Annotated in this window: 13 protein-coding genes; 5 read left to right on the top strand and 8 right to left on the bottom strand. The window is 74.4% G+C overall.

Going from position 1 to position 22,888, the window contains the following annotated elements; genetic code table 11:
• Nucleotides 1–8 precede the first annotated feature (8 nt).
• Nucleotides 9–899: a LysR family transcriptional regulator gene (locus OG455_RS38450; protein ID WP_266301400.1), complete on the top strand. Its 891-nt coding sequence runs from the start codon at nt 9–11 to the stop codon at nt 897–899.
• A 141-nt stretch (nt 900–1,040) separates the two neighbouring features.
• Nucleotides 1,041–1,481 carry a VOC family protein gene (locus tag OG455_RS38445; RefSeq protein WP_266301399.1) on the top strand — a complete coding sequence of 147 codons (441 nt, stop codon included), beginning with the start codon at nt 1,041–1,043 and terminating at the stop codon, nt 1,479–1,481.
• Nucleotides 1,482–1,586: 105 nt separating this feature from the next.
• On the opposite strand, the gene OG455_RS38440 is transcribed toward OG455_RS38445, so the two are convergent.
• The 8 genes from OG455_RS38440 to OG455_RS38405 all read right to left on the bottom strand — a co-directional run bounded on the left by OG455_RS38440 (nt 1,587) and on the right by OG455_RS38405 (nt 17,479).
• Entirely contained in the window at nt 1,587–2,159 is a 573-nt protein-coding gene (locus tag OG455_RS38440; RefSeq protein ID WP_266301398.1) for a GNAT family N-acetyltransferase, read from the bottom strand.
• Nucleotides 2,156–8,515, bottom strand: coding sequence for a hypothetical protein (locus OG455_RS38435; RefSeq protein ID WP_266301397.1), 6,360 nt, complete (start codon nt 8,513–8,515; stop codon nt 2,156–2,158). Before OG455_RS38435 ends, OG455_RS38440 begins: the two co-directional genes overlap by 4 nt.
• A 5-nt stretch (nt 8,516–8,520) precedes the next feature.
• Nucleotides 8,521–9,006, bottom strand: a complete 486-nt coding sequence (locus OG455_RS38430) for a hypothetical protein (RefSeq protein WP_266301396.1) — start codon at nt 9,004–9,006, stop codon at nt 8,521–8,523.
• Between the two features lie 56 nt (nt 9,007–9,062).
• A complete protein-coding gene (locus OG455_RS38425) occupies nt 9,063–11,288 on the bottom strand; it encodes a hypothetical protein (RefSeq protein WP_266301395.1) in 2,226 nt (741 codons plus the stop codon).
• A gap of 140 nt (nt 11,289–11,428) precedes the next feature.
• Entirely contained in the window at nt 11,429–11,995 is a 567-nt protein-coding gene (locus OG455_RS38420) for a hypothetical protein (protein WP_266301394.1), read from the bottom strand.
• A 145-nt stretch (nt 11,996–12,140) separates the two neighbouring features.
• Nucleotides 12,141–14,423 carry a WD40 repeat domain-containing protein gene (locus OG455_RS38415; RefSeq protein ID WP_266301393.1) on the bottom strand — a complete coding sequence of 761 codons (2,283 nt, stop codon included), beginning with the start codon at nt 14,421–14,423 and terminating at the stop codon, nt 12,141–12,143.
• A gap of 741 nt (nt 14,424–15,164) precedes the next feature.
• Complete coding sequence (locus OG455_RS38410; RefSeq protein WP_323185670.1) at nt 15,165–15,560, bottom strand: transglycosylase family protein; 396 nt, start codon at nt 15,558–15,560, stop codon at nt 15,165–15,167.
• Nucleotides 15,561–16,000: 440 nt separating this feature from the next.
• Complete coding sequence (locus OG455_RS38405; protein ID WP_266301392.1) at nt 16,001–17,479, bottom strand: RICIN domain-containing protein; 1,479 nt, start codon at nt 17,477–17,479, stop codon at nt 16,001–16,003.
• Nucleotides 17,480–17,779: 300 nt separating this feature from the next.
• Between OG455_RS38405 and OG455_RS38400 the strand changes: the two genes are divergently transcribed.
• The 3 genes from OG455_RS38400 (at nt 17,780) to OG455_RS38390 (ending at nt 22,887) form a co-directional block, all read left to right on the top strand.
• Complete coding sequence (locus OG455_RS38400) at nt 17,780–18,076, top strand: WXG100 family type VII secretion target (RefSeq protein ID WP_266301391.1); 297 nt, start codon at nt 17,780–17,782, stop codon at nt 18,074–18,076.
• A gap of 123 nt (nt 18,077–18,199) precedes the next feature.
• Nucleotides 18,200–22,612, top strand: coding sequence for an FtsK/SpoIIIE domain-containing protein (locus OG455_RS38395; protein ID WP_323185669.1), 4,413 nt, complete (start codon nt 18,200–18,202; stop codon nt 22,610–22,612).
• Nucleotides 22,612–22,887 (top strand): hypothetical protein, encoded by a 276-nt coding sequence (locus OG455_RS38390; RefSeq protein ID WP_266301389.1) that lies wholly within the window; start codon nt 22,612–22,614, stop codon nt 22,885–22,887. Before OG455_RS38395 ends, OG455_RS38390 begins: the two co-directional genes overlap by 1 nt.
• Nucleotide 22,888: the final 1 nt, after the last annotated feature.

Here is a 22,888-nt window from a genome sequence, read left to right as displayed (position 1 = left end):
ATGGCCGGATGGAGACACGGCGGCTGCAGATCCTGGCGGAGTTGTCCCGGCTGGGCTCCATGCGGGCGGTCGCCGATGTGCTCGGCACCACCACCTCGACGGTCTCGCAGCAGATCGCCGCCCTCGCCCGCGAGATGGACACCGCGCTGATCGAGCCCGCTGGGCGGCTGGTCCGGCTGACGCCGGCGGGTCGGCGGCTCGCCGAGCACGCGGTGACGATCCTGGCCGCCGTCGAGACGGCGCACCGCGACCTCGGCCCCGGGGCCGAGCCCAACGGCACCCTGAGGGTCGCCGGCTTCGCCACCGCCATCCGCGGCTACCTGCTGCCCATCGTGGTCGACCTGGCCGCGACCAGTCCGCGGGTCCACGTTCTGATCCGTGAACACGAGCCCGCCGAGTCGCTGGAGCTGCTGGCCACCGACGAGGTGGACCTCGCACTCACCTACGACTACGACCTGGCCCCGGCCGCCGAGGACCCCGCGGTCAGCGCGACCCCGCTGTGGACCGCCAGGTGGGGACTCGGTGTGCCGGCCGACGCCGAGCCCGGCGCGGGGACGACGCTGGAGGTCTTCGCCCGCTTCCGGACGCGCGACTGGATCGTCAACTCCCGCAACACGGCGGACGAGGAGGTCATCCGCACGCTCGCCTCGATGGCGGGGTTCCGCCCCCGGGTCACCCACCAGGCCGACAGCCTCGACCTGGTGCAGGAGATGATCGCGGCGGGCCTGGGCGTGGCGCTGCTGCCGATCGGCTTCCCGACCCGGCCCGCGGTGCGGATCGTCCCGCTGGCCGCCCCCGACGTCGAGCTGCGGGCCTACGCGGTGGCCCGGCACGGCCGCCTCGACTGGCCGCCGCTCGCCCTGGTGACCGGCCTGCTCAGCGCCGCCGCGGGCCGATGACCCTCGCCCCCTCGCCCCCTCGCCCCGTCACCCCCTTGCCCCGTCACCCTGTCACGCCTCGGCCGCGCCCTGGGCGGCGGCTGACGCTCCGGCGCTCCCGCTTGCGGGCCCTCGGCCGGCCGCCGCCCTATGCTCGCGGACATGACCGTTCAGCGGATGGACAACGTCGCCATCGTCGTCGAGGACCTGGATTCCGCCATCGCGTTCTTCACCGAGCTGGGTCTGGACCTGGAGGGCAGGACTCAGGTCGAAGGCTCCTGGGTGGATCGCATCGTCGGACTCGACGGCGTCCGGAGCGAGATCGCGATGATGCGGACCCCGGACGGTCACAGCAAGGTCGAGCTGACGAAGTACCACACCCCGGCGGCGCTCGGCGCCGAGCCGGCGAACCCGCCGCCGAACACGCTGGGCCTGCATCGCGTCATGTTCGCCGTCGACGACATCGACGGCACGGTCGCCCGCCTGCGCGCCCACGGCGCCGAACTCCTCGGCGAGGTGGTGCGGTTCGAGAGCATCTTCCGGCTCTGCTACCTCCGCGGCCCCGCGGGCGTCATCATCGCCCTGGCCGAGCAGATCGGTTGACCCGCGCCCTGGTCGAACGGCTCTGCGGCCCGGCGGCCGGGCTGCCGGGCGCCGGGCCGCCGGGGGGCGGGGGCAGCGGGGCTGGACGCCGCTCGCACCATGCGGTCAGCAGAGGTCCTCGGGGGCCAGCGTGGCGTGCACGGCGTCGTGCAGCCGGTGGCTGCTGGAGCTGCGGAACAGGGCCGGCCGGTAGCCCGCCCGGCGGAAGCCGATCCAGGCACCCATCACCTGGCTCGGCATGTTGTCGGCCGCCGCGTAGGCGTCGATCCGCCCCAGCGCGAGCTGGTCGAAGCCGAACCGGCAGACCAGGCGCAGGGCCTTGGTGGCCGTCCGCAGGTTGCGGGCCGCGGGCAGCAGCCAGACGACGACCTCGGCGCTGTCCGTCTCGGCCCGGAAGTCGACGAGTTCGGCCCACCCCACCGCCGGCCCCGCGCCGAGGGCCACCGCGAAGTAGGCGGCCCGGCCCTCGGCCCACAGCCGTGGCGGGACCAGGTCGAGCCACTCGGCGGCAGCCGCCCGGTCCCGGTGCGGGACGACGCCCTGCAGGAACTCGCGCACCAGGGGATCGCGGGTGCCGGCCAGCACGGTGTCCGCGTCCAGATCGGCGCTCGGCGGTCGGAGCACCACCTCACCGTCGACCAGGGTCGGCGGTCCGGCCAAGGAACTGGGCAGTTTCACGGCTTGAACCGCTTGTGGTCCTGGACGATCTCGCCGTCGCCGTCGCTGTCGTCCCAGCTCGCGCCGTCGCTCTCACCGTCGCCGTCGTCCCCGCTCTCGTCCCCGCTCTCCTCCCACTCGTTGCGCTTCGTGCCGTGGACCGTGTAGTGGTCGCCCTCCAGGTGCAGCTGGATCAGCTGTGCCCGGCCGGGCTGGGGCGTCAGCGGCGGCACGTTCACCGCTGCCTGGCCCGGCCGGTGGACGACGATCGTCACGCCGAGGGCGGAGGCGACGATCCGGGGTGCGAGGTCGCCGGCGTTCCCGGCCCAGTTGCCGGTGGTCGCCAGCGTGTCGACGACCGTCTCCAGGCTCTCCCCGTGTTGGGCCGCGTACTGCCGGACCGTGTCCAGGTTCGCGTCCCGCAGCACCCAGTCGGTGACCCGGCCGCGGAGTTCGAGCGCCGCGTGGTGGGAGGGCGCGGTCCGGTCCAGGGCCACGTTGACGGCGTGGTAGAGGCAGTCGCCGTCGCGCGGGATCGTGCTGCCGAGCAGCGCGGATTCGAGCTGGAGCGAGAAGTCGGTGTGGTCCGGCCGGCCGTCCTCGGCGGTGCCCTCGAACGCCTGCCGCGCCCTGGCCATCGCCTGCCCGGTGACCTGCTCCTGCTGCCCCCGCCTGGGCCGGACCGGTGCTCCGCCGGCCGAGGTCGGGTGCGCGAGGGCGCGGTAGTACTCGGTCAGTGCCGCCAGCGCCTTCGGCTGGTCCGTCGGACGGGCGGCGCCGGTGACGTCGTGGAACCACTCGCCGAGCTGCTCGGTGTCCGCCTTCGAGGCGCCGTGGGTGCCGAAGGCGCGCAGGGTGAAGGCGGAGCCGTGTTCGGCCCACGCGTGCTCCACCGCCCGCTCGCCCTTCTCCTTGAACGCGATCGACATCCCGTGGTCCCAGTTGCGCAGCCCGTCCAGGTAGTGCCCGGCCGTGCCCGCGGTCATGGTGCCGGCCATGGACTTCAGGGGCGCGAGGTTCTTGTCGGTGAACGAGCGGCCCGCGAGGTGGTCGAGCGCCTCCTGACCGACCGGCCCCAGCACCTCGGCCTGCGCCTTCCAGTCCTGGTAGGAGTGCACCAGCGGCTTCAGCTCCATGCCGTACGGCGCCGCTCCGTCGTAGTGGCTCGCCAGCGCCTTCGGTCCGACCCCGGACCCGGTGGAACCGCCCCTGGTGACCGGCAGGTCGAGTTCGCCGCTGCTGGTGGCCCCGCCGCCCTGGAGGTTGTCGGCGAAGGTCGCGTGCGGCATCTTCTGATGGGCCGTCACGAAGGTTTCCAGGAGGTCGCCCAGCTTCTCGGACACGACGTGGTCGGGTTCGAAGGCCAGGCCGCCGAGCTGCTCCCGGGCCTCCTGGATGGCCTTCAACTCGGTGGCGCGGTCCGGTGAGTCGCGCACGACGCTCTCCATGCCGCTGAACCTGTCACCGAGCCAGTCGCCCAGCTCGTGGACGCCCCGCCCCTCGAAGGAGAGCAGCGTGCCGCGCAGCAGGGACCACGACGCCGCGTGGGAGCGCTGCCCGTCGGTGTACTGGGTGGGGGGACGGTCCTTGTCGCTCAGCATGATGCGGCCGACCCTCGCGGACCCGTCCGCGCCGCCCGGCTTGACCGTGACGTCCGCGAGGAAGCCCTGCTTCGGCTGCCGCCCGGAGCCGGGGGCGACGTTCAGCTGGTCATGGCCGTCGAAGCCGAGGTCCTTCAGGATGCCCCGGCCCTTCTCGCCGGTCATCAGCCCCGGGAAGGTGCGGAGCAGGCCACGAGCCAGCTGCCGCTTCGCGGCGGCCACGTCCGCCGGCGTCAGTGAACCGTTCTCCTTGAGGTCGAGCAGCTTCTTGCGGACGAGCTCCGCCGTCCCGTCCTCCGCCACCGGCTCGTCGTCAGGGTCCTCACCCTGGTGACCCGAACTCCCCGGCGAGTCGGCGCTCATGTCGTCGTCCCCACGGGAGGCCGCGTTCCCCGCCGACCTGCGCTCCGCGTCGTCCAGCCCCTTCATGGTGGAGCGCTCGCCGCGGCCGACAGCCCGGCCATCGGCGAACGAGGCGAAGCTGGTCAGCTGCGACAGCTCGACGTAGCCGGAGAGCAGGTCGCCCAGCTGCTCCTTCCACTCGTGCAGCGGCTGGTCGTGCGGCGGGGTGTCCGGCAGCCGGTCGAGCCGGTCCAGGATGTCGTCCCAGCGGGTCGCGACCTTCGGCGCGTCCTTGGCCTCGGCCCCGGTGCCGCGCGGCTTGAACTGCCTCAGCTCCGTGACCTCGGACTTGAGCTCGTGCCACAGGTCGTCGGCGCTGCGCCCCGCGAGTCCGCCGACCGCGCGCCGGGTGAGCGTCCAGGGCACCGTGTGCGAGCGCTGCTTGGCTCCGAAGCGGGTCATCGGGCGGTCGGCGGACAGGGCGATCCTGTCCACCCGCACCTCGTGGCCGGCGAGCCTGCCCGTCCGGCCGGGCGGCGTCTCCAGCCGCACCCCGACCGGCAGGGGGCGGCGCTGCTCGACCGGCGGGCGCACCGGGCCGGTCGGGGAGCCACTGCGCATGGACTCGTCGGAGTCGCTCTCGGGCTCTCCCTCGGAGTCCCGGCCCGTCGAGGCGTCGGAGCGCCGGCCCATGGACGTGTCGGAGTCCCGGCCCTCGGGCTCTCCCTCGGAGTCCCGGCCCGTCGAGGCGTCGGACGCCCGGCCCATCGAGGCGTCGGAATCGCTCTCGTCCTCGGAGTCCCGGCCCATGGAGGCGTCGGATCCGCCGCGCCGCAACGGCGGGGCCGGGGGCGGGTTGTCGTGCGCGAAGGGACCGGCGGCCGCCGGGGGTTCCTGGTGCTCCGGCACGGTGGCCGGGGGTTCGTGCTGTTCCGGCGCGGCCGGGGGCTCGTGCCGCGGGGGCAGGGTGGCCGCGGGATCGTGGTGCTCCAGCACGGTGGCCGGGGGCTGGTGCTGTTCCGGCGCGGCCGGGGGCTCGTGCCGCGGGGGCACGGTGCTCGCGGGATCGTGGCCCAGCAGATCGCGGACGGCCGCGAACACCTCGTGGTCCTCCCGCACCGAGTTGACCGGGTTGGCGGGCTCCGGGTGGATCGCGGCCGGGTCCTTGCCGTACAGCCGCTCCAGCAGCGGGACCAGGTCGGGCTCGTTGGCACGCACCCACTCGGCGCCGTTGTTGCGCGGCTCCCCGGTGTACGGGTCGGTGCCGTGGTTGGTGCCCAGGTACGCGTTGCTGACCTGGGCGAAGTACTCCAGCTCGTCCCGCGAGCCGTAGTTGTCCAGGTCGGTGTCGTGCAGCTCCCGGCGGCCGTCGGACCACGCGATCGGGCTCTCCTCGCCGAACATCCTGGTCATGTCGTCGGTGTCGATCTTGCTCTGGTACGCCTCGGTGATGGTCCGCCGGTCGGCGGGCGACAGGCCGAACTGGTGGAGGTTGTGCGCGAACTCGTGCGTTGTGGTCGAGTAGCCGTCGTCGTAGTGCTCGTCCGAGCCCACGGTCGTGGTCTCGCCGAGCAGGTTCTCCTCGGTGACCGCGGTCTCCAGCCCGCCCGACCCGCGCACGGTGTCCCACCCGCGGCCGTCGCCGGAGGCCCCGTCGGCGTGGGTGCCGCGCATCCAGCCGAACGCGGGGACGTCGGTCATCGGGAGGTCCTTGGGCACCACCGTCACCCCGGCGCCGCGCTTGAGCAACTCGGCTGCCACGTGCGGGTCCTGGAGCATGCGGCCGACCTGGACGAGCGCGGCCTCGCGGGCCGCGACCGGCTGCGCGCAGCGCGGGTCGACGTTCACCAGGAAGCGCGCGGCGGTACGGGCGAACTCCTCCGGCGGCAGTTCGTCGCGCAGGCGGTCGACCAGCGCCGGGTTCTTGGCGAACCAGCGCCGCTGCTCCGGTGTCAGCCCGCCGAGCTCCCTGGCCCGGTCGGCCGGTGTCATCTCCGGCAGCCGGTCGACCAGCCGGTCGACCTGCTCGCGGTCCATCGTGCGGAAGTGGCCCTGGTCGAGACCCTCGGCGGTCCACTTGGCCCGGGTGGAGCTGGGCGGCCGGGTGTCCGCGGGCTCGGGGTCCGTCCGCCGGGTACCGCTCCCGGCGGATCGGCCGGTGCCGGCACCGGGCGCGGGCGCCGGCCGTGCCGGGTCGGGGCGCGGCCCGGCGGGGCGCTCCGGGCCCGGACGCAGCCCCCCGGGCAGGGTGGTCGGCCGGGGAGGGGCGATCGGTGGCGGCGGAGGAGTGTCCGGCGTGTCGTGGCGCGGCGCGGCGGCGGGGGTCGCGAAGGCGGTGTCCTCGGCGCGGGCGCCGCCGCCCGCGCTGGACGGAACGCTCATGGCCGGCGCACCGGCCATGAGCGGCTGCTGCTGGGCCTCGTGGTCACCGTGGGAGGGGCCGGACGAGGCCGACGGGGACGGCACGTGGTCACCGAGCCGGACGGTGGACGGGTCGACGGCGACCGCGCTACGGGTGGGCGCGGGCACGCTCGTGTCGTCGAGGCGGACGCCGGACGGGACCTGCTGCGGGACGCCGGCTGCGTCCTGGTGCGGCGCGAGTGCCTCGGGGCGCGGGGCGGCCGCACCGGTGGCGTCGGCGAAGTGCTGGGGCGCCGGGGCCTCCAGGGGGGCGGGTGCTTCGGGTCGGAGTTGGGGTGATGTCTCGACGGGTGCGGGTGCTTCGGGTCGGAGTTGGGGTGATGTCTCGACGGGTGTGGGTGCTTCGGGCCGGACTTCGGTTGACGCCTCCACCGGTGTGGGCGCGTCGGGCCGCGGCTGGGCCGGCGTCTCCGCCGGCGCCGGGGAGGTGATGTCCCGGGGGGACTCGGTGACCGGGGCCGCCTGCGCCACGGGCGCCTCGCCACGGTCCACGGGCGACGGGGGAGTGACGGCTTCCCGCGGGGTCTCGACGCCGGGAGCCGGGCGGACGCCCTCCTCCGGTGCCAGGGCCTCCGGCGCCGGGGCTTCCGGTGCCGGTGCTTCCGGTGCCCGGGGGGCCGTCAGCTGGGTGTCCGTCACCCGGGTGTCCGACGCCGGTGCTTGCGGACGCGGCGCGTCGGACGTCCCGGGCGCCGGGCTGTCGGGCCGCTGCTCGGCCGACCGGGTCTCGGCCGACAGGTCCATCGGCGTGGTCGAGCGGTCCGCGTTCAACCGCACGGGAGAGGCGGACCGCGGCACCGGCTCGGACTCGCCGCGGGGCGCCCCCGCCGTCCGCTCGACCGGCTCGACCGGGCCGCTCCGGTCGGCTTCGCCGCCGGCCGGCGAGGTGGTGTCGCGCTCCAGGGTGAAGGGTGACAGGCCGTGCGGAGCGGTGCCTGCGTCGTCCTGCGACGGGTGCCCCACGCCACGGAACGTGGAGCCGGAGCCCGTGCCGTCGAGGCCGGCCCCCGCGCCGTCCGTGAGGTCCGGGCTCCCGCTCTTCGTGAAGACGGGCTTGCCGGTGGAGTCGAGGCGGGTCTGTCCCGTGGGGAGGTCGTGGTGCGGGAGGTCCGGTGCCGGAGGGCCGGAATGACCTCGGAACGCGCCGGCGGCGGCGTGCGCGCCGACGCCCCCGGCGCCGCCGAGCCCCGAGCCGAGCAGGCTGCTGCCGTCGACGTGCCCGGTGGTGATCTCCTGTGTGGTCGCATCGGTGGCGACGCCCACCCCGGCTCCGGTGGCCATCTTGCCGGGGAGCGTGTCCATCGCGCCCTTGAGGCCGAGTTTGGCCCCGGCCTCGCCGACGCCCTTGCCGATCAGGTGCCCGGCCGCACCGGCGACCGCCCCGCCCTCCGCGCTCTGCCCGACCTCCTTGAGGTCGATGCTCTTGCGGTGGCCCTGCGCCACCTCGATGCCCTGGGCCAGCAGGTTGATGGCCGCCATCTGGGCCGCCTGCTTGGCCGCCATGGTGACGACCTCCTTCAGGAAGGCCTTGAGCAGCGCCTGCACGGCCTCGCGGCCGGCCGCGATGGCGATCGGGATCTGGGCGAGCGAGATGCCGAAGGTCTCCGGTGCCTCGGCCTCGGCCGTCGCGATGTCGAAGGCCAGGATGGCGAGTTGGGCGATGATCTGGATCTTGGCGGTCTCGGCGGAGTTGGCCATCTCCTCCAGCATGTCGCCCATGCTGTTGCAGGAGTCGACCAGCCCGGGGAAGTAGCCGGGATTGTCCGCGGTGCCCTTGCCGACCGTGTACTGGGCCCAGTAGGTGTTCAACGACTCGGCCGCCGCGCCCTGTTGGCCGTCCAGCGCCTGCTTGACGGCGTTGTCGGCGGCGTGCCCCGCGTCCTCGACGCTCTTCGCCGCCTGGCGCCAGCGGTCCGCCATCTCGCGCAGCGCGTCCTCGTCGGCCTCGGGCCAGCGGGTGCCGGCGAGCAGCATCAGGACCCACTGCAGTGGTTCGGGCAACTCGACTGCCATGGTGCTCAGCCCTTCCCGTTCACGGTCGTGCGGTCCTGGGCGATCCGGTTCAGCGTCTCGCGGGGCAGGATCGGGCCGACCGGGGTGACCGACACGGACATGGGCTGCAGCGGCGCGCTCTGCGGGGTCGGGCCGTCCCCGCTGCTCATGTCGCCCTGGACGGAGCCGTCGGCCCCTTCGTAGCCGTCGGCCATCGCCTTGATGCCGTCGGCGACGTAGCGCAGGCCGTCCGGCATGCCGTTGAGGGTCTTCATGGTGTCGGCGCTGTACTGCAGGTAGCCCTTGTCGCCGTTGGCGAACTTCTTGCCCGAGTCGTCGTTGCCCCATGGTGCCTGGTCCTCCATGGTGGCGAGGAAGGCGGTCATGCCGGTGCTCAGCTCGGTGAGTTGATCGACCGCGGCGAGCAGCGGCGAGACCGCGGCGCGGTAGCGCGCCGGGTCGACCGCGAAGCCGGCACCGGCCGTGCCGGTGGAGTCGGGTGCGTCAGCCATGGGGTTTCCGAATCAGTGTGAGGAACGTGGTCGGTGGGTCCGGCTGGCTCTGGTGCCTAGGCCGCTCCGGCGCCTTCGAGTGCCCCGGTGTCGGCGAGCTTGGCGAGAGCCGCCCGCAGGAAGGGGCTGGGCACCTGGTAGCCCCCCTCCTCCAGCAGCGGGGCCTTCTTGGGCGCGGTAGGCGCGGCGGCCTCGGGGGCGTCCGGGTGGCCGCGACGGGCTGCGGCGCTCCTGGCCCGGTCGAGGTAGGAGTCCTGGTCGGACGACGGCGCGGCCTCCGCCGCCGGCCCAGCCGGCGCCAACTCCTGGGCCGGCGCCGACTCCTGGGCCGCCGCCGTCTCGTGGGCCGGCGCGGCACCGGCCGTGACCGGACCGCCGGCGGTGGCCGCGTCGGGGCCGGTTCCGAGCAGTGCGCTGGTCAACTGCGTTGCCAGGGTGTGCTGTTCCTCGGGGGTCTGCGGGCCGGCGGTCGGCTGCCCGGCGTCCTCCTCGACCGCCCCGCGGTCCTCGGTGCGGGCGCCGTCCAGCCAACCGCGGCGCAGCCGCTGCCAGCTGCGGTCGCCCTGCCGCGTCGCGCCGGCCACCCCGACGATGCCCCGGTCGGTCGGCGCGGCCTGGTCCTCCTCGTCCGCGATCTCCGCACCGAACCGGGTCGGCCGGACGTACTTGGACTTGCCCTTGCGCTCCGACCTGCCCGCGCCGCCGCCACGACCCCCCAGCGCGCCGGCCCCGCCCGCGAGGGGTGTCCCGCCGCCCGTGGCCCCGCCGGCCGCCCGCGCCGCCTGCGAGCTCAGGGAGGCGGCGGTGGACTCGGCTGCCCCGAGTTCCCCCGCGACGGTGCTGCCCAGGGCCGCGCTGCCGGCCGCCCCCGCGAGACTGGAGCCGCTCGCCGCGCCGCCCCCGCCGCCGAGGTCCAGGCCGCTCCCGCCCCCGCCGCCGAGGCCCGTGCCGCCGAGGGCGCCGGACCCCAGGCTGAAGCCCGCGCCCCCGTCACCGGCCCCACCACCGCCGAAGCCGCCCGCGCCGCTCCCGCCGTCGTCGAGCCCGGCGAGCGACAGCTTGCCGACCCCGTCGGCGCCGCCCGTCCCCGGGAGGCTGAAGCCGGGGAAGGACCCGCCGCCGAGGCCGCCGTTCGTGAGGCCGTCGGGTCCGGTGAACGAGGGTGCCGTGACCGACCCGCCCTGCCAGGGGCTCAGCTTCGAGGTGTCGCGGCAGGAGGCGTCCGTGCCGGTGCCGGTCCCGTCGAACCCCTTCATCCCGTCCAGGGCCAGCCTCGGGGTGGTCACCGACTGCGGCTGGAAGACCGGCATGCCGTCCTTGCTGGTGAGCGTGGTGGGGGAGGCGAGGCCGTTGTCCGACCGGAACGGCGTCAGCGCTCCGGTGGCCGGCAGGTCGAACGACGCCGCGGTGCCGTCCTCCGGCTGGAGGGACGGCTGGGTGGCACCGGGCATCTGGAACGGCAGCGCCGGCTGGGACCCCCCGGGGCCGCCGGAACCGCTGCCGCCGCTGCCGCCGTCGGTGGCGAGGCTGAACGGGGTGACCCCCGTGCCGTCGGCGGGCGTGCCGTCCAGGTTCGTCAACGCGTCGAGGCCGGTGGGCAGCGGCAGACCGCCCGGCCCCAGCGCGTCCACGCTGGTGGGCAGCACCGGGCCCGACGTCCCGTCCGGGTTGCCGCTGCCGGGGGCGGGCTTGGAGCCCGAACCACCGGAGGACGCGCCGCCGTCCAGTTTGCAGACCGCGCCCGCGCCGGTCATCGCCTCCACGAAGCCGCTGTTCTGACGCAGCATCGTGTCGACGTTGTCGCCGACCTGGCCGATGTAGGAGTTGTAGAGGTCCGCGGCCTTCTTGACGCCGTCCGACTGGGCGATGTCGTCGTGCTTGCCGGCCGGGTTGTTGGCGATCCACTCCTTGGTGTACTGCAGTTCGCGGATCATCTCGTTCTTGGTGTGCGTGACGGCGGTGCTCGCCGCGTGCAGCGACTCGCCGATCGCCCGCCCGGCCGCCAGCGTGGTCGCCGCGTGCGAGTCACTGCCGCTGCCGTACTTGCGCAGGTAGTCCTGGAAGCTGTCCGCCGCGTCGCCCGACATCGCGGACGAGGCCTGCTCGGCGCTGGCGACGATGGCCGGGATGTGGCTCTCGGCCACGGACTTCCAGGTGTCCCAGGCCTGCGCGAGCTGCCCGATCAGGTCCTCGTCCGCGTTCGGGAAGACGATGCTCGAACCGTCCTTGTTGCTCTGGACGGTCTTCAGGACCTCGGCGAGATCATCGGGCAGTTCGATCACGGCGACGTACTCTCCTCGACAGGACGGGACGGGACGGGACGGGTTCGGCTTGGCCGGGACGGGTGAAGGGGTCTGCGGCGGCGAGCCGCGGCGGCGCGGAGCCACGGAGGGGGCACGCGAGGACCGGCGGGCGGGCCTGCTCAGATCAACTGGTGCCCGCCGCCGCCACCACCGCCGCGGCCGCCGCCGTCATCGGGCTGCTTCGTCGTCGTGGTGTCGAAGGTCAGCGTCGGCGCGTTCGGGTCCTTGTAGGTCGGGTCCTTGGACGGGTCGTCCTGGTAGGCCTGGTCGTCCGTGGGGGTCGGCGTCGGCTGGGTCTGCTCCGGAGCCGGATCGGCGTCCGGCAGCGTGGGCGAGGTCGGGTCGCCGGTGCCGATGCCCTTCAGGTTGGCCGCCTGCTGACCGTCGTTCTCCCGGTGGCGCTGGCTCATCAGCGTGAGGTTCTGCGCCATCGCCGTCGAGTTGCTCAGGTAGTCCTGGATACCGGTCAGCACCTGCTTCTGGTGGTCGGCGAGGCCGCCGACCGAGGAGCTGCCGCCGGTCAGCGCCTTGCCGAGCCCGTCGGTGCCGTACACCGACGGCTGGACCTGCTGGATCACCGCGTTCAGCTTCGCGGTGGCCGTGGTCAGCTCGTCCAGCAGGCCGTTGATCTTCTTCGCCGTGTCATCGACCGCGTCCAGGTCGATCCGCACGTGTGTACCAGCCACCAATTCCCCCCACGGGAGTTCCTAGAGTCGGCTGCGGACAGCCGGGACGACAGAGACGACAGAGACGACAGAGACAGCAGGGACAGCAGGGACAGCAGGAACGACAGGGACGGCTGACGGGAGCTCAGGACACCGGCCCCTGCCGTCAGAGCGAGGTGACCCCGCCCGGGCCGACGACCGTGAGCCCGGTGTCCGCGAAGCTGATGGCGAGGGCGGCCTGGGCCAGGCCCGCTTCGTTGAGCAGGGTGCCGCTCGGCAGGTGCCAGAGCCGGAGCGTGCCCTGCTCGTCGCCGGCCGCCAGCAGGGTCTCACCGTCCAGCTCCTGCGCGACCAGCGTCCGGACCGCCGCCGCACCGCCGGTGAGCGCGGCGATCCGGCTCCCGTCACGCACCTCCCAGACCAGCACCGACCCGTCGCTGCCGCCCCCGATCACCACCGGACGCCCGCCGAAGACCCCGAACGCGATGGTCTCCGCGTGGGCGGCCAGACCCTCGCAGACCGGGCCCGCCTGCCCGCTGACACCGTGCCAGAGCCGTACCGTCCGGTCCCGGCCGGCGGTCGCCAGGAGCAGGTGCCCCCCGGCCTCTCCCGCGGCCAGCGCGGTGACACCGCCCTGGCCGGTGGCCAGCTGGAGCAGGGGCGTCCCGTCGAGTGCCGACCGGACCCGCACGGTGCCGTCCGCGCCCGCGGACACCAGCGCCGTGTCGGCGCCACCGCCGCCCGCACCGAAGGCGAGCCCGGTCACGGCGCCCGCGTGCGGGGTGGGCACGGGGAGCGGTGCGCCCGTGCTCAGCAGGTGGCTGCGGACGGCCCCGGCGGCCGTCCCGCAGACCAGCACCGCGCCGTCCGGGCCGCCCTGACCGACCGCCAGCGAGGTGATCGGACCGCCGTCCGGGGCGAGCGCGTAGAGCTCCACGCCGATCCCCGCCTCCCAGAGCCGCAGCGTGCCGTCGCCGTACCCCGCCGCCAGCACCGGACGGCCCGCCAGCTCGCCGGCCGCCAGCGCGGTGACCGGGTGCGCCGCCGCGCCCGCGACCGCGAACTCGCCCAGGGGCGAGCCGGTCGCCGCGACCCAGCGCGAGAGCCGGCCGCTGTGCTGCGCGACCACCAGCACCGGTCCGGCGCCCGAGGGGACGGCGACGATGCCGGTCGGCCACTCCTCGCCGGTCGGCCAGCCGTGCAGGGCGACGGCCCGGCGGACGTCCCAGGTGCGGACCGTGCCGTCCAGCGCGCAGGAGGCCAGTACCGGACGGTCCGCCACCTCGGTGAAGGCGAGTCCGGTGATGGTGGCGCTGTGCCCGTCGAGTTCGGCCACCGGCAGGCCGGTGGCCAGGTCCCAGAGCCGGATCCGCCGGTCCGCCCCGCCCGAGGCCAGCACCGCCTCGTCGCCCAGGCTCAGCACCGCGAGCGCGACCACCGGTCCGACGTGTCCGACCAGCAGGTGCAGCTGCGTCCCGGAGGACACGTCCCAGACCCGGATCACCCCGTCCTGGCCGGCCGCGGCCAGCAGGTCGAGGTCGGCGCAGCGCGCGGCGCAGAGCACCTCGGCCCCGCGGCCGCCGACCGACAGGGTGCCGAGCGCCTGGCCGGTGTCGGCGCGCATCGCCCGCACGTCACCCCCGTCGGCGCCGCCGGAGAAGGCCAGCGGTACGTCCTGGACCAGGCCCGCGGCCACGGCCTGCGCGCCCTCGCCGCCCGAAGTCCCGTGCAGCACCGCGCCCGAGACGGCGTCCCAGACCTGCACCGCACCGTCCGCACCGCCGACCGCGAACAACTCGCGGCCGGCCGCGGTGCCGAGCGCCACCGCCGTCGGCAGCAGCCCCGCATCCGGCCCCGAACCGCCCAGGGGCTGTGCGTCGTCCAGCGCGGTGAGGCCGAAGGAACCGTCCTGGTCGGCCAGCGCGTAGGCGGTGCGGCCGCGCACCACGCCGATCGTGGCCACGGCGCGGCCGGTGTCGACCACCGCGGCGGCCGGGTCGAGCCGCAGCAGGGCCCCGGGCACGGCGGCCGGGTCGGCCGGCCGCAGCACCCGTGCGGCCAGCGCGTCGAGCAGCGTGGCGAAGGCGGGCACCGGTTGAGCGGTGCCGTCGCTCCACACCGAGTCGACGTGCCCGGGAACGCCGGTGGTGGTCAGGCTGCGTGCCGCACCGGTCGGAGTCGAAGCCGCCTCGGCCCCCGCTGGGGCGACACGCAGCTCGGTCGCGATCCGGCGCAGGAAGGCGGTGTCGGCCGTGCCCGTCCGGACCCGGGCCCCGGCGGTGACGCGGAACGCGCCGTCCAGGCCCAGGAACACCTCGACGGCACCGTCCGGCAGACGATCCGCGCCCGCGCCCGCGCTCAGCAGCCGCAGGCCGGCATCGGCCGATCCGGGGCCGGCCGATGCGGGGCCGGCTGTGCCGGTGTTGGCTGATCCGTCGATCTCCGACATGCGGATTCTCTCCTGTCACTCACCTGGTAGGGCTGACCAGCGGTCAGCGGGGCCTCTGGGGCGGGGGCGCGGTGTGCCTGGGCCGGCTGCGGGCCGGCACCGGAGACGCCACCGCGTCAGGGCTGTGGGGTCGGGGCTGTGGCGTCAAGGCCGCGGCGTGGCCCGCACCGGGCGGGAACTACGGGCGTAGACCTGACCTGACGTCAAGCACTCCCGCGATAGGACGACGGCATTCCGCGGGCGGTTCCCCTCAGTGCGAGGGCGGGGGTGGTGGGGCTGCTCCCGCAGCCGGCTGGACGTCAAGGCCCATGACCTCCGAGGATCTGGAGTTCGCGCTCTGAGCAGCGCCCCCGGCCCGATCCGCGCGTACGCATACGCGCGTGACGTCCGATTCCCCCACGGCCACGGCTGGCGGCACGGCTGGAGACGATGCGGACAGGCTCATCGATCCCCCTCGTGGTGCCTGGCGGGGCTATCAGATCACGTTGATGGTGTTTGCTCAAATTTCATGTGTGAAGTTGCCCGGGAGGGCATGGCGCCAGCGGGAGGAGCCCGCCGTGGGATCAGTTGCTGTGCCGCTGACCTGTGCTGATCAGTTGTCAGTCCCGTCGAACGGTCGGGCTGGTCGTCCGTCCACGCACCGTGGGTGCGCGCCAGGGCCCGCCGGTGCGGGTGGCGGCATGCAGAAGTCCCCCCACCCGGAACCTTGGGTTCCGGGTGGGGGGACTTGTGCGGGTGGGGTCAGTGCAGGCCGGCCTTGGCGGAGCAGATGGGCCAGGCGCCGGGGCCCTGGGCGGCGAGGACCTTCTCGCCGATGGTGATCTGCTGGGCCTTGGTGGCCTGGTTGGCCTGGGCGGCGTACTGGGTGCCGCCGAAGGCGGCCCAGGTGGAGGGGGTGAACTGCAGGCCGCCGTAGAAGCCGTTGCCGGAGTTGATGGACCAGTTTCCGGTGGCCTCGCACTGGGCGACCTTGTCCCAGGTGGAGGCGTCGGCGGCGGAGGAGCTGGTCGCCGTGACGAGACCGGCCACGGGCAGGACGGCGAGGGCGCCGCCCATGACGGCCATCCGCACCCGGTTGCGCTTGGTGGTGTTGGTGGTGGTCGTGGTGGTGGCGGTGTTCTCGTTACGGAAGATCAAAGCGTGCCTTTCGACGGGCGGATCGCGGGTGGCCGCACGGAACCAAACCCTGGTCGGGGCCGTGGTTCGGTGTGGGGGGCCTGCGGTGGCGCTCGGTGCGCTGAGATCGAAGTTAGGCAATGCGTCGGGGCGTTTCAATGTTCGGGGGATCGTCGCAGGTCAGTGGCTGTTACCCGCGGAAACATGGGCCTCCTGGCGGGCTGTGGGCCCGGAAAGCACGGCGCCGGGAGCGTCCCGCCGTGCTTTCGATGTGGCGCACGCCTCTCGAAAACGGCCGGGATCGGTCGACGGTCCGCCCGCACCCGGTCACCTGGCGTGACGATCGGGCCTCTTCGTGGCCCCCGCCACATGTCCCGTCCCGGCCACCACACGCCCCCGTCCCGGCCACCACACGCTCCCGTCCCGGCCGCCGGGCTCCGTCCGCGGGTGCCCGGCGGTGGTCAGCCCCGCTTGAAGACCTCCGGCGCGCTCTGGTCGCAGGGCAGCAGCTGGACCGCCGTGCCGCCGTTGACCTCACCCGCGCACAGGTTGGCCCGGGTGGAGAAGACGGTGCCGTTCTTGAAGGAGAACTGCTGCGCCGGGTTCCCGCTGCAGTTCGCGACCTGCACGACGGTGCCGGGGGTGGTGGCGCCCCAGGCGGCGTCCATGCAGAGACCCTTCGTCCGGACCGTGCCGTCCGGGGCCGCGGTCCACTGCTGGTTCGCGGCGCCGTCGCAGGCTCCCAGGACCAGGGGCGTGCCGTCCGTGCCGGTCGAGCCGCTGAGGCACTTGCCGGTGCCGGGGTTCAGCAGCGTGCCCGCCGCGCTCGCCGGGGCCGAGCGCGGCGGCGCGGTGCTCGCCGTCGGGTCCGGGGTGCTGGCCGCGCCGGAGGCTCCCTGGACGCCTCCGGCCCGGGCCGGGGGAGCGGCGTGCGAGGCGGCGCCCTGCCTGGTGAGCACCAGGGCGGCGCCCACCAGGCAGGCGAGGAGCGCGGTGGCGACGATGAGCCGCCGGCGGCTGATCAGACGCCCTCGCGGGCGGCCGCCCGGTGGGGTCTTCCCGGCCGGCGCGCCGACGGGGTCGGCGGCGGCGTCCGCGTGGTCGGGTTCGTCCGAGGGCATGCTCGGCAGCAGCACCACCGGTTCGTCCAGCAGGCCGGTGTCCACGACACCGGTGGCGTCGATGGTGAAACGCCACCGCGGATGGTCGACCCGGCCCACGACGACCACCGACCAGCGTCCCCTCGGATCGTCGGCCAGCCGGTGGATGCGTTCGCGGTCCCGGCCGCCGGGCATACCGGCCAGCAGCGCCACCCCGCCGCTCTCGTCGGCCAGTGCCGTCTCGCCGTCGGTCGGGGCCGGCGCACCGGTCGGTCCGAACCGCTCCGCGGTGCCCGGCCTGAACCCCACCCGGACCACCGGCACATCTCGTGACCAGGGGTTCGAGGTGAGTTGGCGGCTCCACTCCAGGGCCAGTGCCCTGGCCTGCCGGGCGTCGCCCTCCAGGTTGATGATCCCGCCGGCCTGTCCGAGGTTGAGCAGCATGAAGCCCTGACCGGTGGCGCCGAGCGAGACCAGCCGCGGGTACGGGTCCTCCAGCGACTCCGCCACGCTCGCGCTCTGCAGCAGCCGTAGCCGCGCCTGCCAGGTCCGGCCGCCGTCCTCGGCGGTCCAGCCGGCGGGGGGACGCTCGTCGGGGGTGTTCAGCCGCAGCCGGACGGCCTCGGGGCCGACGACGACCAGGTGGGCCAGTGGAACGCCGCGGTTCTCGCGGGCGCAGGCGGTGGCCAGGACGCGCAGGGCCCGGTCCACGGTCCACAGGCCGTGGTCGGCTCGCGGGGCCGGCCCCGATCGCGGCTCGGTCCTGCGCGACCGACGTGCCTGGGTCAGCCAGTCGCCGCGGCGCGGAACGCGATCAGCGGATCGGCTCGACAGTGTCACCTGTGTCTCCTCGGCTCTGGGCGGCCGGTCGAGTGTGTGGGCCCCGTCCGGCGTGGTTTCCGTGTCGTCGGGTGCTGCCCCGGGTCGACCGCCGCGCCGGGGCATTCGGCGTCCTCGGAACCTTGGTTTCCCAGCGGGCCGGCGTCAACGCCGGGCACCGGCCCGCCTTGGGCCCCAGGGCCCAAGGCAGGGGCGGGAGTTCTGGACCGCCCCGGGGTCCGTTCCTAGCATCGGGAGCGTCCGTGCCGGACGTGTCGGTGTCCACCGGGACGCTCGGCGACACCAGAAGGGACCCACACCATGGCGAACCTGAACGTCACCTATCAGGAGATGTCGGACACCGCGACCACGATGCGCAACAACAAGGCCGACATCGACGACAAGCTCACCCAGTGCAAGAGCATCGTCGACAGCCTGACCGCGAACGGCTTCGTCACCGAGCAGGCGTCGGGCAAGTTCGACGAGGTGCACACCGAGTTCGTCACCTCGGCCAACCAGGCGATGGACACCCTGGACCAGCTCTCGCAGTGGCTCGACAAGGCCGTGGCCGCGCTGCGCGACATGGACACCCAGCTCTCCAGCTCCCTCAACCAGTAGCAGTACCAGTAGCAGTAGCAGTAGCAGTAGCAGCGCAGTCGGTCGGCACCGAACGCGCGCCCCGAGCCGGCCGTGGCACCGGCCCGGGGCGCCCGGACCCACGAGGGGTTGGGAAGCATGCCCATGATGATCACCATTGCCCGGCGCCCGGACTGGTCGGCCGACGTGGTCGTGGACGCCGATCCCACCACCCCGCTGCGCGACGTCGTCAAGAACCTGCTGGACAGCCTCGACGGGGCGCAGGCCCCGCCGCCCGGCGCGGCCCCCGTGACGGCGGTCTACCTCGCCGATCAGCCACTCGACCTCTCCCGCCCCCTGGCGGACAGCGGGATCCACGACGGCTCCGTCCTCTGGCTCGGTCGGCCGGGTCCCGTCCCGGGCCGCCGCACCGGCCTGGTCAGCATCAGGGTGGTGGCGGGCGCCGGCGCCGGGCGGGTCTGGTACCTCAACGCGGGTGAGCACCGGATCCGGACCGGCGCGGGTGTCCAGGTCACCAAGGGCGGTGACCAGGCGGCGGTGGTCGCCGTCGCCCGGGTGTCCCTCGATGCCTCGGTGCACGTGCGCGCCCTCGCGCCCACCGCCCTGCTGGGTCGCGTCCCGCTGCCCGAGCACGAGGTCCCCTGGCGGGAGACGGTCCAACTCCTGGTCGGGGAAACCCTGCTGGAGGCGCACCCGGTGCTGCGTCCGGACGCCGTCATCGAACCCTCGCACGACGGCGAGTACCTGGACTACAACCGCCCCCCACGGCTGCTCCCCCCGGCCCAGACCACCGCGTTCCGCCTGCCGACCCAGCCCAGGCCGGCGGCTCCGAGCGCGCTGCCGTGGCTGGCGGCCGGCCTGCCCGCCGTCGGCGGCGGGCTGATCGCGGTGATGACGCACAACCCGATGTTCCTGATGATGGCGGCGATGTCGCCGGTCATGATGGTGGGCAACTGGATCTCCGGACGGCGCCAGGGCAAGATCGGCCAGCGGCGGCAACTGGCAGACTACCGGGAGCAGTTGACGAGCACCGAGGCGGAGATCGCGGCGGCGCTGGAGCAGGAGCGGCTGGACCGCCGTGCCGCGGGACCCGATCCGGCCGAGCTGCTGGTCATCGCGACCGGTCCGCACGCCAGGCTCTGGGAACGGCGCCGCACCGACCCTGACCACCTGCTGGTCCGGGTCGGCGTCGCCGACCTGCCCACCGCGGTCGTCGTGGAGGAGGGCGAGGGCACCGAGCGCCAGCGGGAGCCGCGGGTGGCGCGGGACGTCCCCGCCACCTTCTCCATCGCCCGCACGGGCGTGGTCGGGGTCGCGGGCCACGGCGACTGGCCGCGGCGGATGGCCCGCTGGCTGGTGGGTCAACTGGCCGTGCTGCAGAGCCCCCGCGACGTGCAGTTGTACGTCCTGACCGACCCGGCCGGCAAGTCGCTGTGGGAGTGGGCGGCCTGGCTGCCGCACACCCGGCCGATGCTGGGACAGCAGGCCCTGGCGCTGGTGGGCACCGACGCGGAGACGCTCGGCCACCGGGTCGCCGAGCTGATCGAACTCATCACCGTCCGCCAGCAGGCACGGCTCAACGCCGGAGCCGGGGCCGCGCTCGCCGATCCCGACGTGATCGTGGTGCTGGACGGCGCCCGACGGCTGCGGGCGCTGCCCGGCGTGGTGACGGTCCTGCAGGAAGGGCCGGCGGTCGGCGTCCACAGCATCTGCGTGGACGCCGACGAGCGCACCCTTCCGGAGGAGTGCACGGCCGTCGTCGTCGGAGGCCCGGGGCGCGGGGCCACCCTGCGCCAGCAGCGCGCCGCGCAGATCGACGGCATCCGGGCGGACGAGGTGGCCGACAGCTGGTACGCGGCGACCGGGCGGCACCTGGCACCCCTGCGTGACGTCAGCGAGAACCAGGGCGAGGCCGCGCTGCCGGGCGCCGCGCGGCTGCTGGAGATCCTCGGCCTCCAGGACCCCACCGCGGCCGCCGTCGCCGGCCGCTGGCGCTCCTCCAGCCGCAGCACCAAGGCCGTGGTCGGCTACTCGCTGAACGGCCCGTTCGCTCTCGACCTGGTCAACCACGGCCCGCACGGACTCGTAGCGGGCACCACGGGCTCGGGAAAGTCGGAGTTCCTGCAGACCCTGGTGGCCTCACTGGCCGTGGCCAACCGCCCGGACGCCATGACCTTCGTCCTGGTCGACTACAAGGGCGGTGCCGCGTTCAAGGACTGCGTCGAACTGCCCCACACCGTGGGCCTGGTGACGGACCTGGACCCGCATCTGGTGGAACGGGCGCTGACCTCGCTGGGGGCCGAGCTGACCCATCGTGAGCACCTGCTGGCGGCCGCGGGCGCGAAGGACCTGGAGGACTACCTCGACTACGCCGTCCGGCGGCCCGAACTCGCGCCGATCCCGCGGCTGCTGATCGTCATCGACGAGTTCGCGTCCATGGCCCGCGAACTGCCCGACTTCGTCACCGGCCTGGTGAACGTCGCCCAGCGCGGCCGCTCGCTGGGCATCCACCTGATCCTGGCGACCCAGCGCCCCTCCGGCGTGGTGTCGGCGGAGATCCGGGCCAACACCAACCTGCGGGTCGCGCTGCGGGTGACCGACGCCGGTGAGAGCACCGACGTCATCGACGCCAGGGAGGCCGCGAGCATCGCCGCCTCGACCCCGGGGCGCGCCTACGCCCGGCTCGGGCACAGCTCGCTGATCCCGTTCCAGACCGGCCGGGTGGGCGGCCGCCGCCCGCGCACCGACCGGACGGCCGAGGCCCCCGCCCCGTTCCTGCACCCGGTCTCCTGGCTGGAGCTCGGACTGCCCGCGCCGCAGCGCCCGCACAGCACGGCCGAGACCGACGAGGTGACCGACCTGTCGGTTCTGGTGACGGCGGTCAGGCAGGCCAACGACATGCTGGGCATCGCCGCGCAGCGCCGGCCGTGGCTGCCGCCGCTGCCGTCCTCGCCGGTGGTCGAGCTGGCGGCGGACCCGGTGCGCGGCGAGCGCGGGGATCCGTCGTTCTCCTGGGCGGTCCAGGACCTGCCCGCGCAGCAGCGCCAGCAGCCGGTGACGGTGGACCTGGCCACCTTCGGCCACCTGCACATCGTCGGCGCCCCGCGCTCCGGGCGCTCGGCCGCGCTGCGCACCTTCGCCGCGGCGGCCGCCGCCGCCGCGAGCGTCGCCGACCTCCACCTGTACGGGCTCGACTGCGGCAACGGCGCCCTGCTGCCGCTCACCAGGCTGCCGCACTGCGGCGCGGTGGTGCAGCGCACGGAGACCGACCGGGCCGCCCGGCTGCTGAGGCGCCTGCACGCCGAGGTGCAGAACCGTCAGCGGCTGCTCGGTGAGGGCGGTTTCGCCGACCTGGCCGAGCAGCGCGCGGCCCGGCCGGAGTCGGAGCGGCTGCCCCACGTGCTGCTGCTGCTGGACCGCTGGGAAGGGTTCATGGGGACCCTCAGCGAGTACGACGGCGGGGTGCTGACCGACCTGGTCCAGACCCTGCACCGCGAAGGGGCCAGCGCCGGGGTGCACCTGGTCGTCGCCGGAGACCACATGCTGCTCAGCGGCCGGATGAGCTCGCTCTGCGAGGACAAGCTGGTGCTGCGGCTCTCGGACCGCAGCGACGCGAGCCTGGCCGGGCTGAACGCGCGGAAGATCCCGGAGAACCTGCCGCCGGGCCGCGGCTACCGCGCGGTCAGCGCGATCGAGACCCAGGTCGCGCTGGTGGCCGCCGACCCCTCGGGACCGGCGCAGGTCGCCGCGGTGCACGCGCTGGCCGCCCGGCTGGTCGAGCGGGAGGCGGCGGTCCCGAAGTCGGCGCGGCCCCACCGGATCGCGGTGCTACCCACCCAGCTGGCGTTCGAGCAGGCGTGGGAGATGGTCGGGACCCCCGCGCCGATGTGGGCCCTGGTGGGCGTGGCCGGCGACGACCTGGAGCCGGTCGGGGCCGACCTGCTGGGCGACCAGCCGACCTTCCTGGTCGCCGGACCCTCCCGGTCCGGGCGCAGCACGGCGCTGGCCGTGATGGCCGAGTCACTGCTGCGCGGCGGGACCGAGCTGGTCATCGGCGCCCCGATGAACTCCCCGCTGCGCGGCTTCGCCGACCGGCCCGGTGTGCGCGGCGTCCTCACCGGCGAGGAGCCCACCGAGGCCGAGTTCGCCGAATTGCTCGACCCCGGTGCCGGGCCGGTGGTGCTCGTGGTCGACGACGCCGAGGTCTGGCGCGACCTGCGCTGCCGGGACTGGCTGCGGGCGTTCGTCCGCAAGGCCTCCGGGAGCAGGCGGGGCCTGATCATCGGCGGGGAGGTCGCCTCGGTGGCGAGCGGCTTCTCCGGCTGGCAGGCCGAGGTGAAGAAGAACCGGCGCGGCGTGCTGCTGTCGCCGCCGAACATGAGCGACGGCGACCTGGTGGGCGTCCGGCTGTCCCGCTCCCAGGTCGCCGCCAGGGTCGCGCCGGGCGCGGCCCTGGTGCACCTGGGCAGCGGCACCCTGCTGCCCGCCAGGATCCCGTTGCCGGCGCCCGCACCGGCCGAGCCCCACCGACCCGCCCACGACAACCGGGAGCACTGATGGCAGACCTCGTGGTGAAGGACCTGCAGGACCTGGTCAACGACCTCAACTCGCTGATCAGCCAGTTCGAGGGGGCGTTGGACTTCCAGAACGACGACAAGGGGCTCTGGGGACAGCACAACGCCAATCTGTCGATGGGTGACTTCGCCGACAACTGGACCGTCCACCGCGACGCGATGGTCAAGGACATGAAGGCCCTGCGGGACCAGGTGACCAAGGTCGACGCCGCGTGGACGCAGGGAGACCAGCAGCTGCTGGACTCGTTCCAGAGCTGAC

It is taken from the genome of Kitasatospora sp. NBC_01287, from assembly GCF_026340565.1.
In the GTDB taxonomy this organism is placed as follows: Bacteria; Actinomycetota; Actinomycetes; order Streptomycetales; family Streptomycetaceae; genus Kitasatospora.
The sequence above is the reverse complement of the archived record's forward strand: the minus strand, read 5'-3'. Positions and strand labels throughout refer to the sequence as shown.

What these genes read in the sequence shown, in the direction of transcription:
- OG455_RS38435 (WP_266301397.1), bottom strand. Translation starts at nt 8,515, where the DNA reads ATGGCAGTCGAGTTGCCCGAACCACTGCAGTGGGTCCTGATGCTGCTC.
- OG455_RS38430 (WP_266301396.1), bottom strand. Translation starts at nt 9,006, where the DNA reads ATGGCTGACGCACCCGACTCCACCGGCACGGCCGGTGCCGGCTTCGCG.
- OG455_RS38395 (WP_323185669.1), top strand. Translation starts at nt 18,200, where the DNA reads ATGATGATCACCATTGCCCGGCGCCCGGACTGGTCGGCCGACGTGGTC.
- OG455_RS38450 (WP_266301400.1), top strand. Translation starts at nt 9, where the DNA reads ATGGAGACACGGCGGCTGCAGATCCTGGCGGAGTTGTCCCGGCTGGGC.
- OG455_RS38445 (WP_266301399.1), top strand. Translation starts at nt 1,041, where the DNA reads ATGACCGTTCAGCGGATGGACAACGTCGCCATCGTCGTCGAGGACCTG.
- OG455_RS38400 (WP_266301391.1), top strand. Translation starts at nt 17,780, where the DNA reads ATGGCGAACCTGAACGTCACCTATCAGGAGATGTCGGACACCGCGACC.
- OG455_RS38390 (WP_266301389.1), top strand. Translation starts at nt 22,612, where the DNA reads ATGGCAGACCTCGTGGTGAAGGACCTGCAGGACCTGGTCAACGACCTC.
- OG455_RS38415 (WP_266301393.1), bottom strand. Translation starts at nt 14,423, where the DNA reads ATGTCGGAGATCGACGGATCAGCCAACACCGGCACAGCCGGCCCCGCA.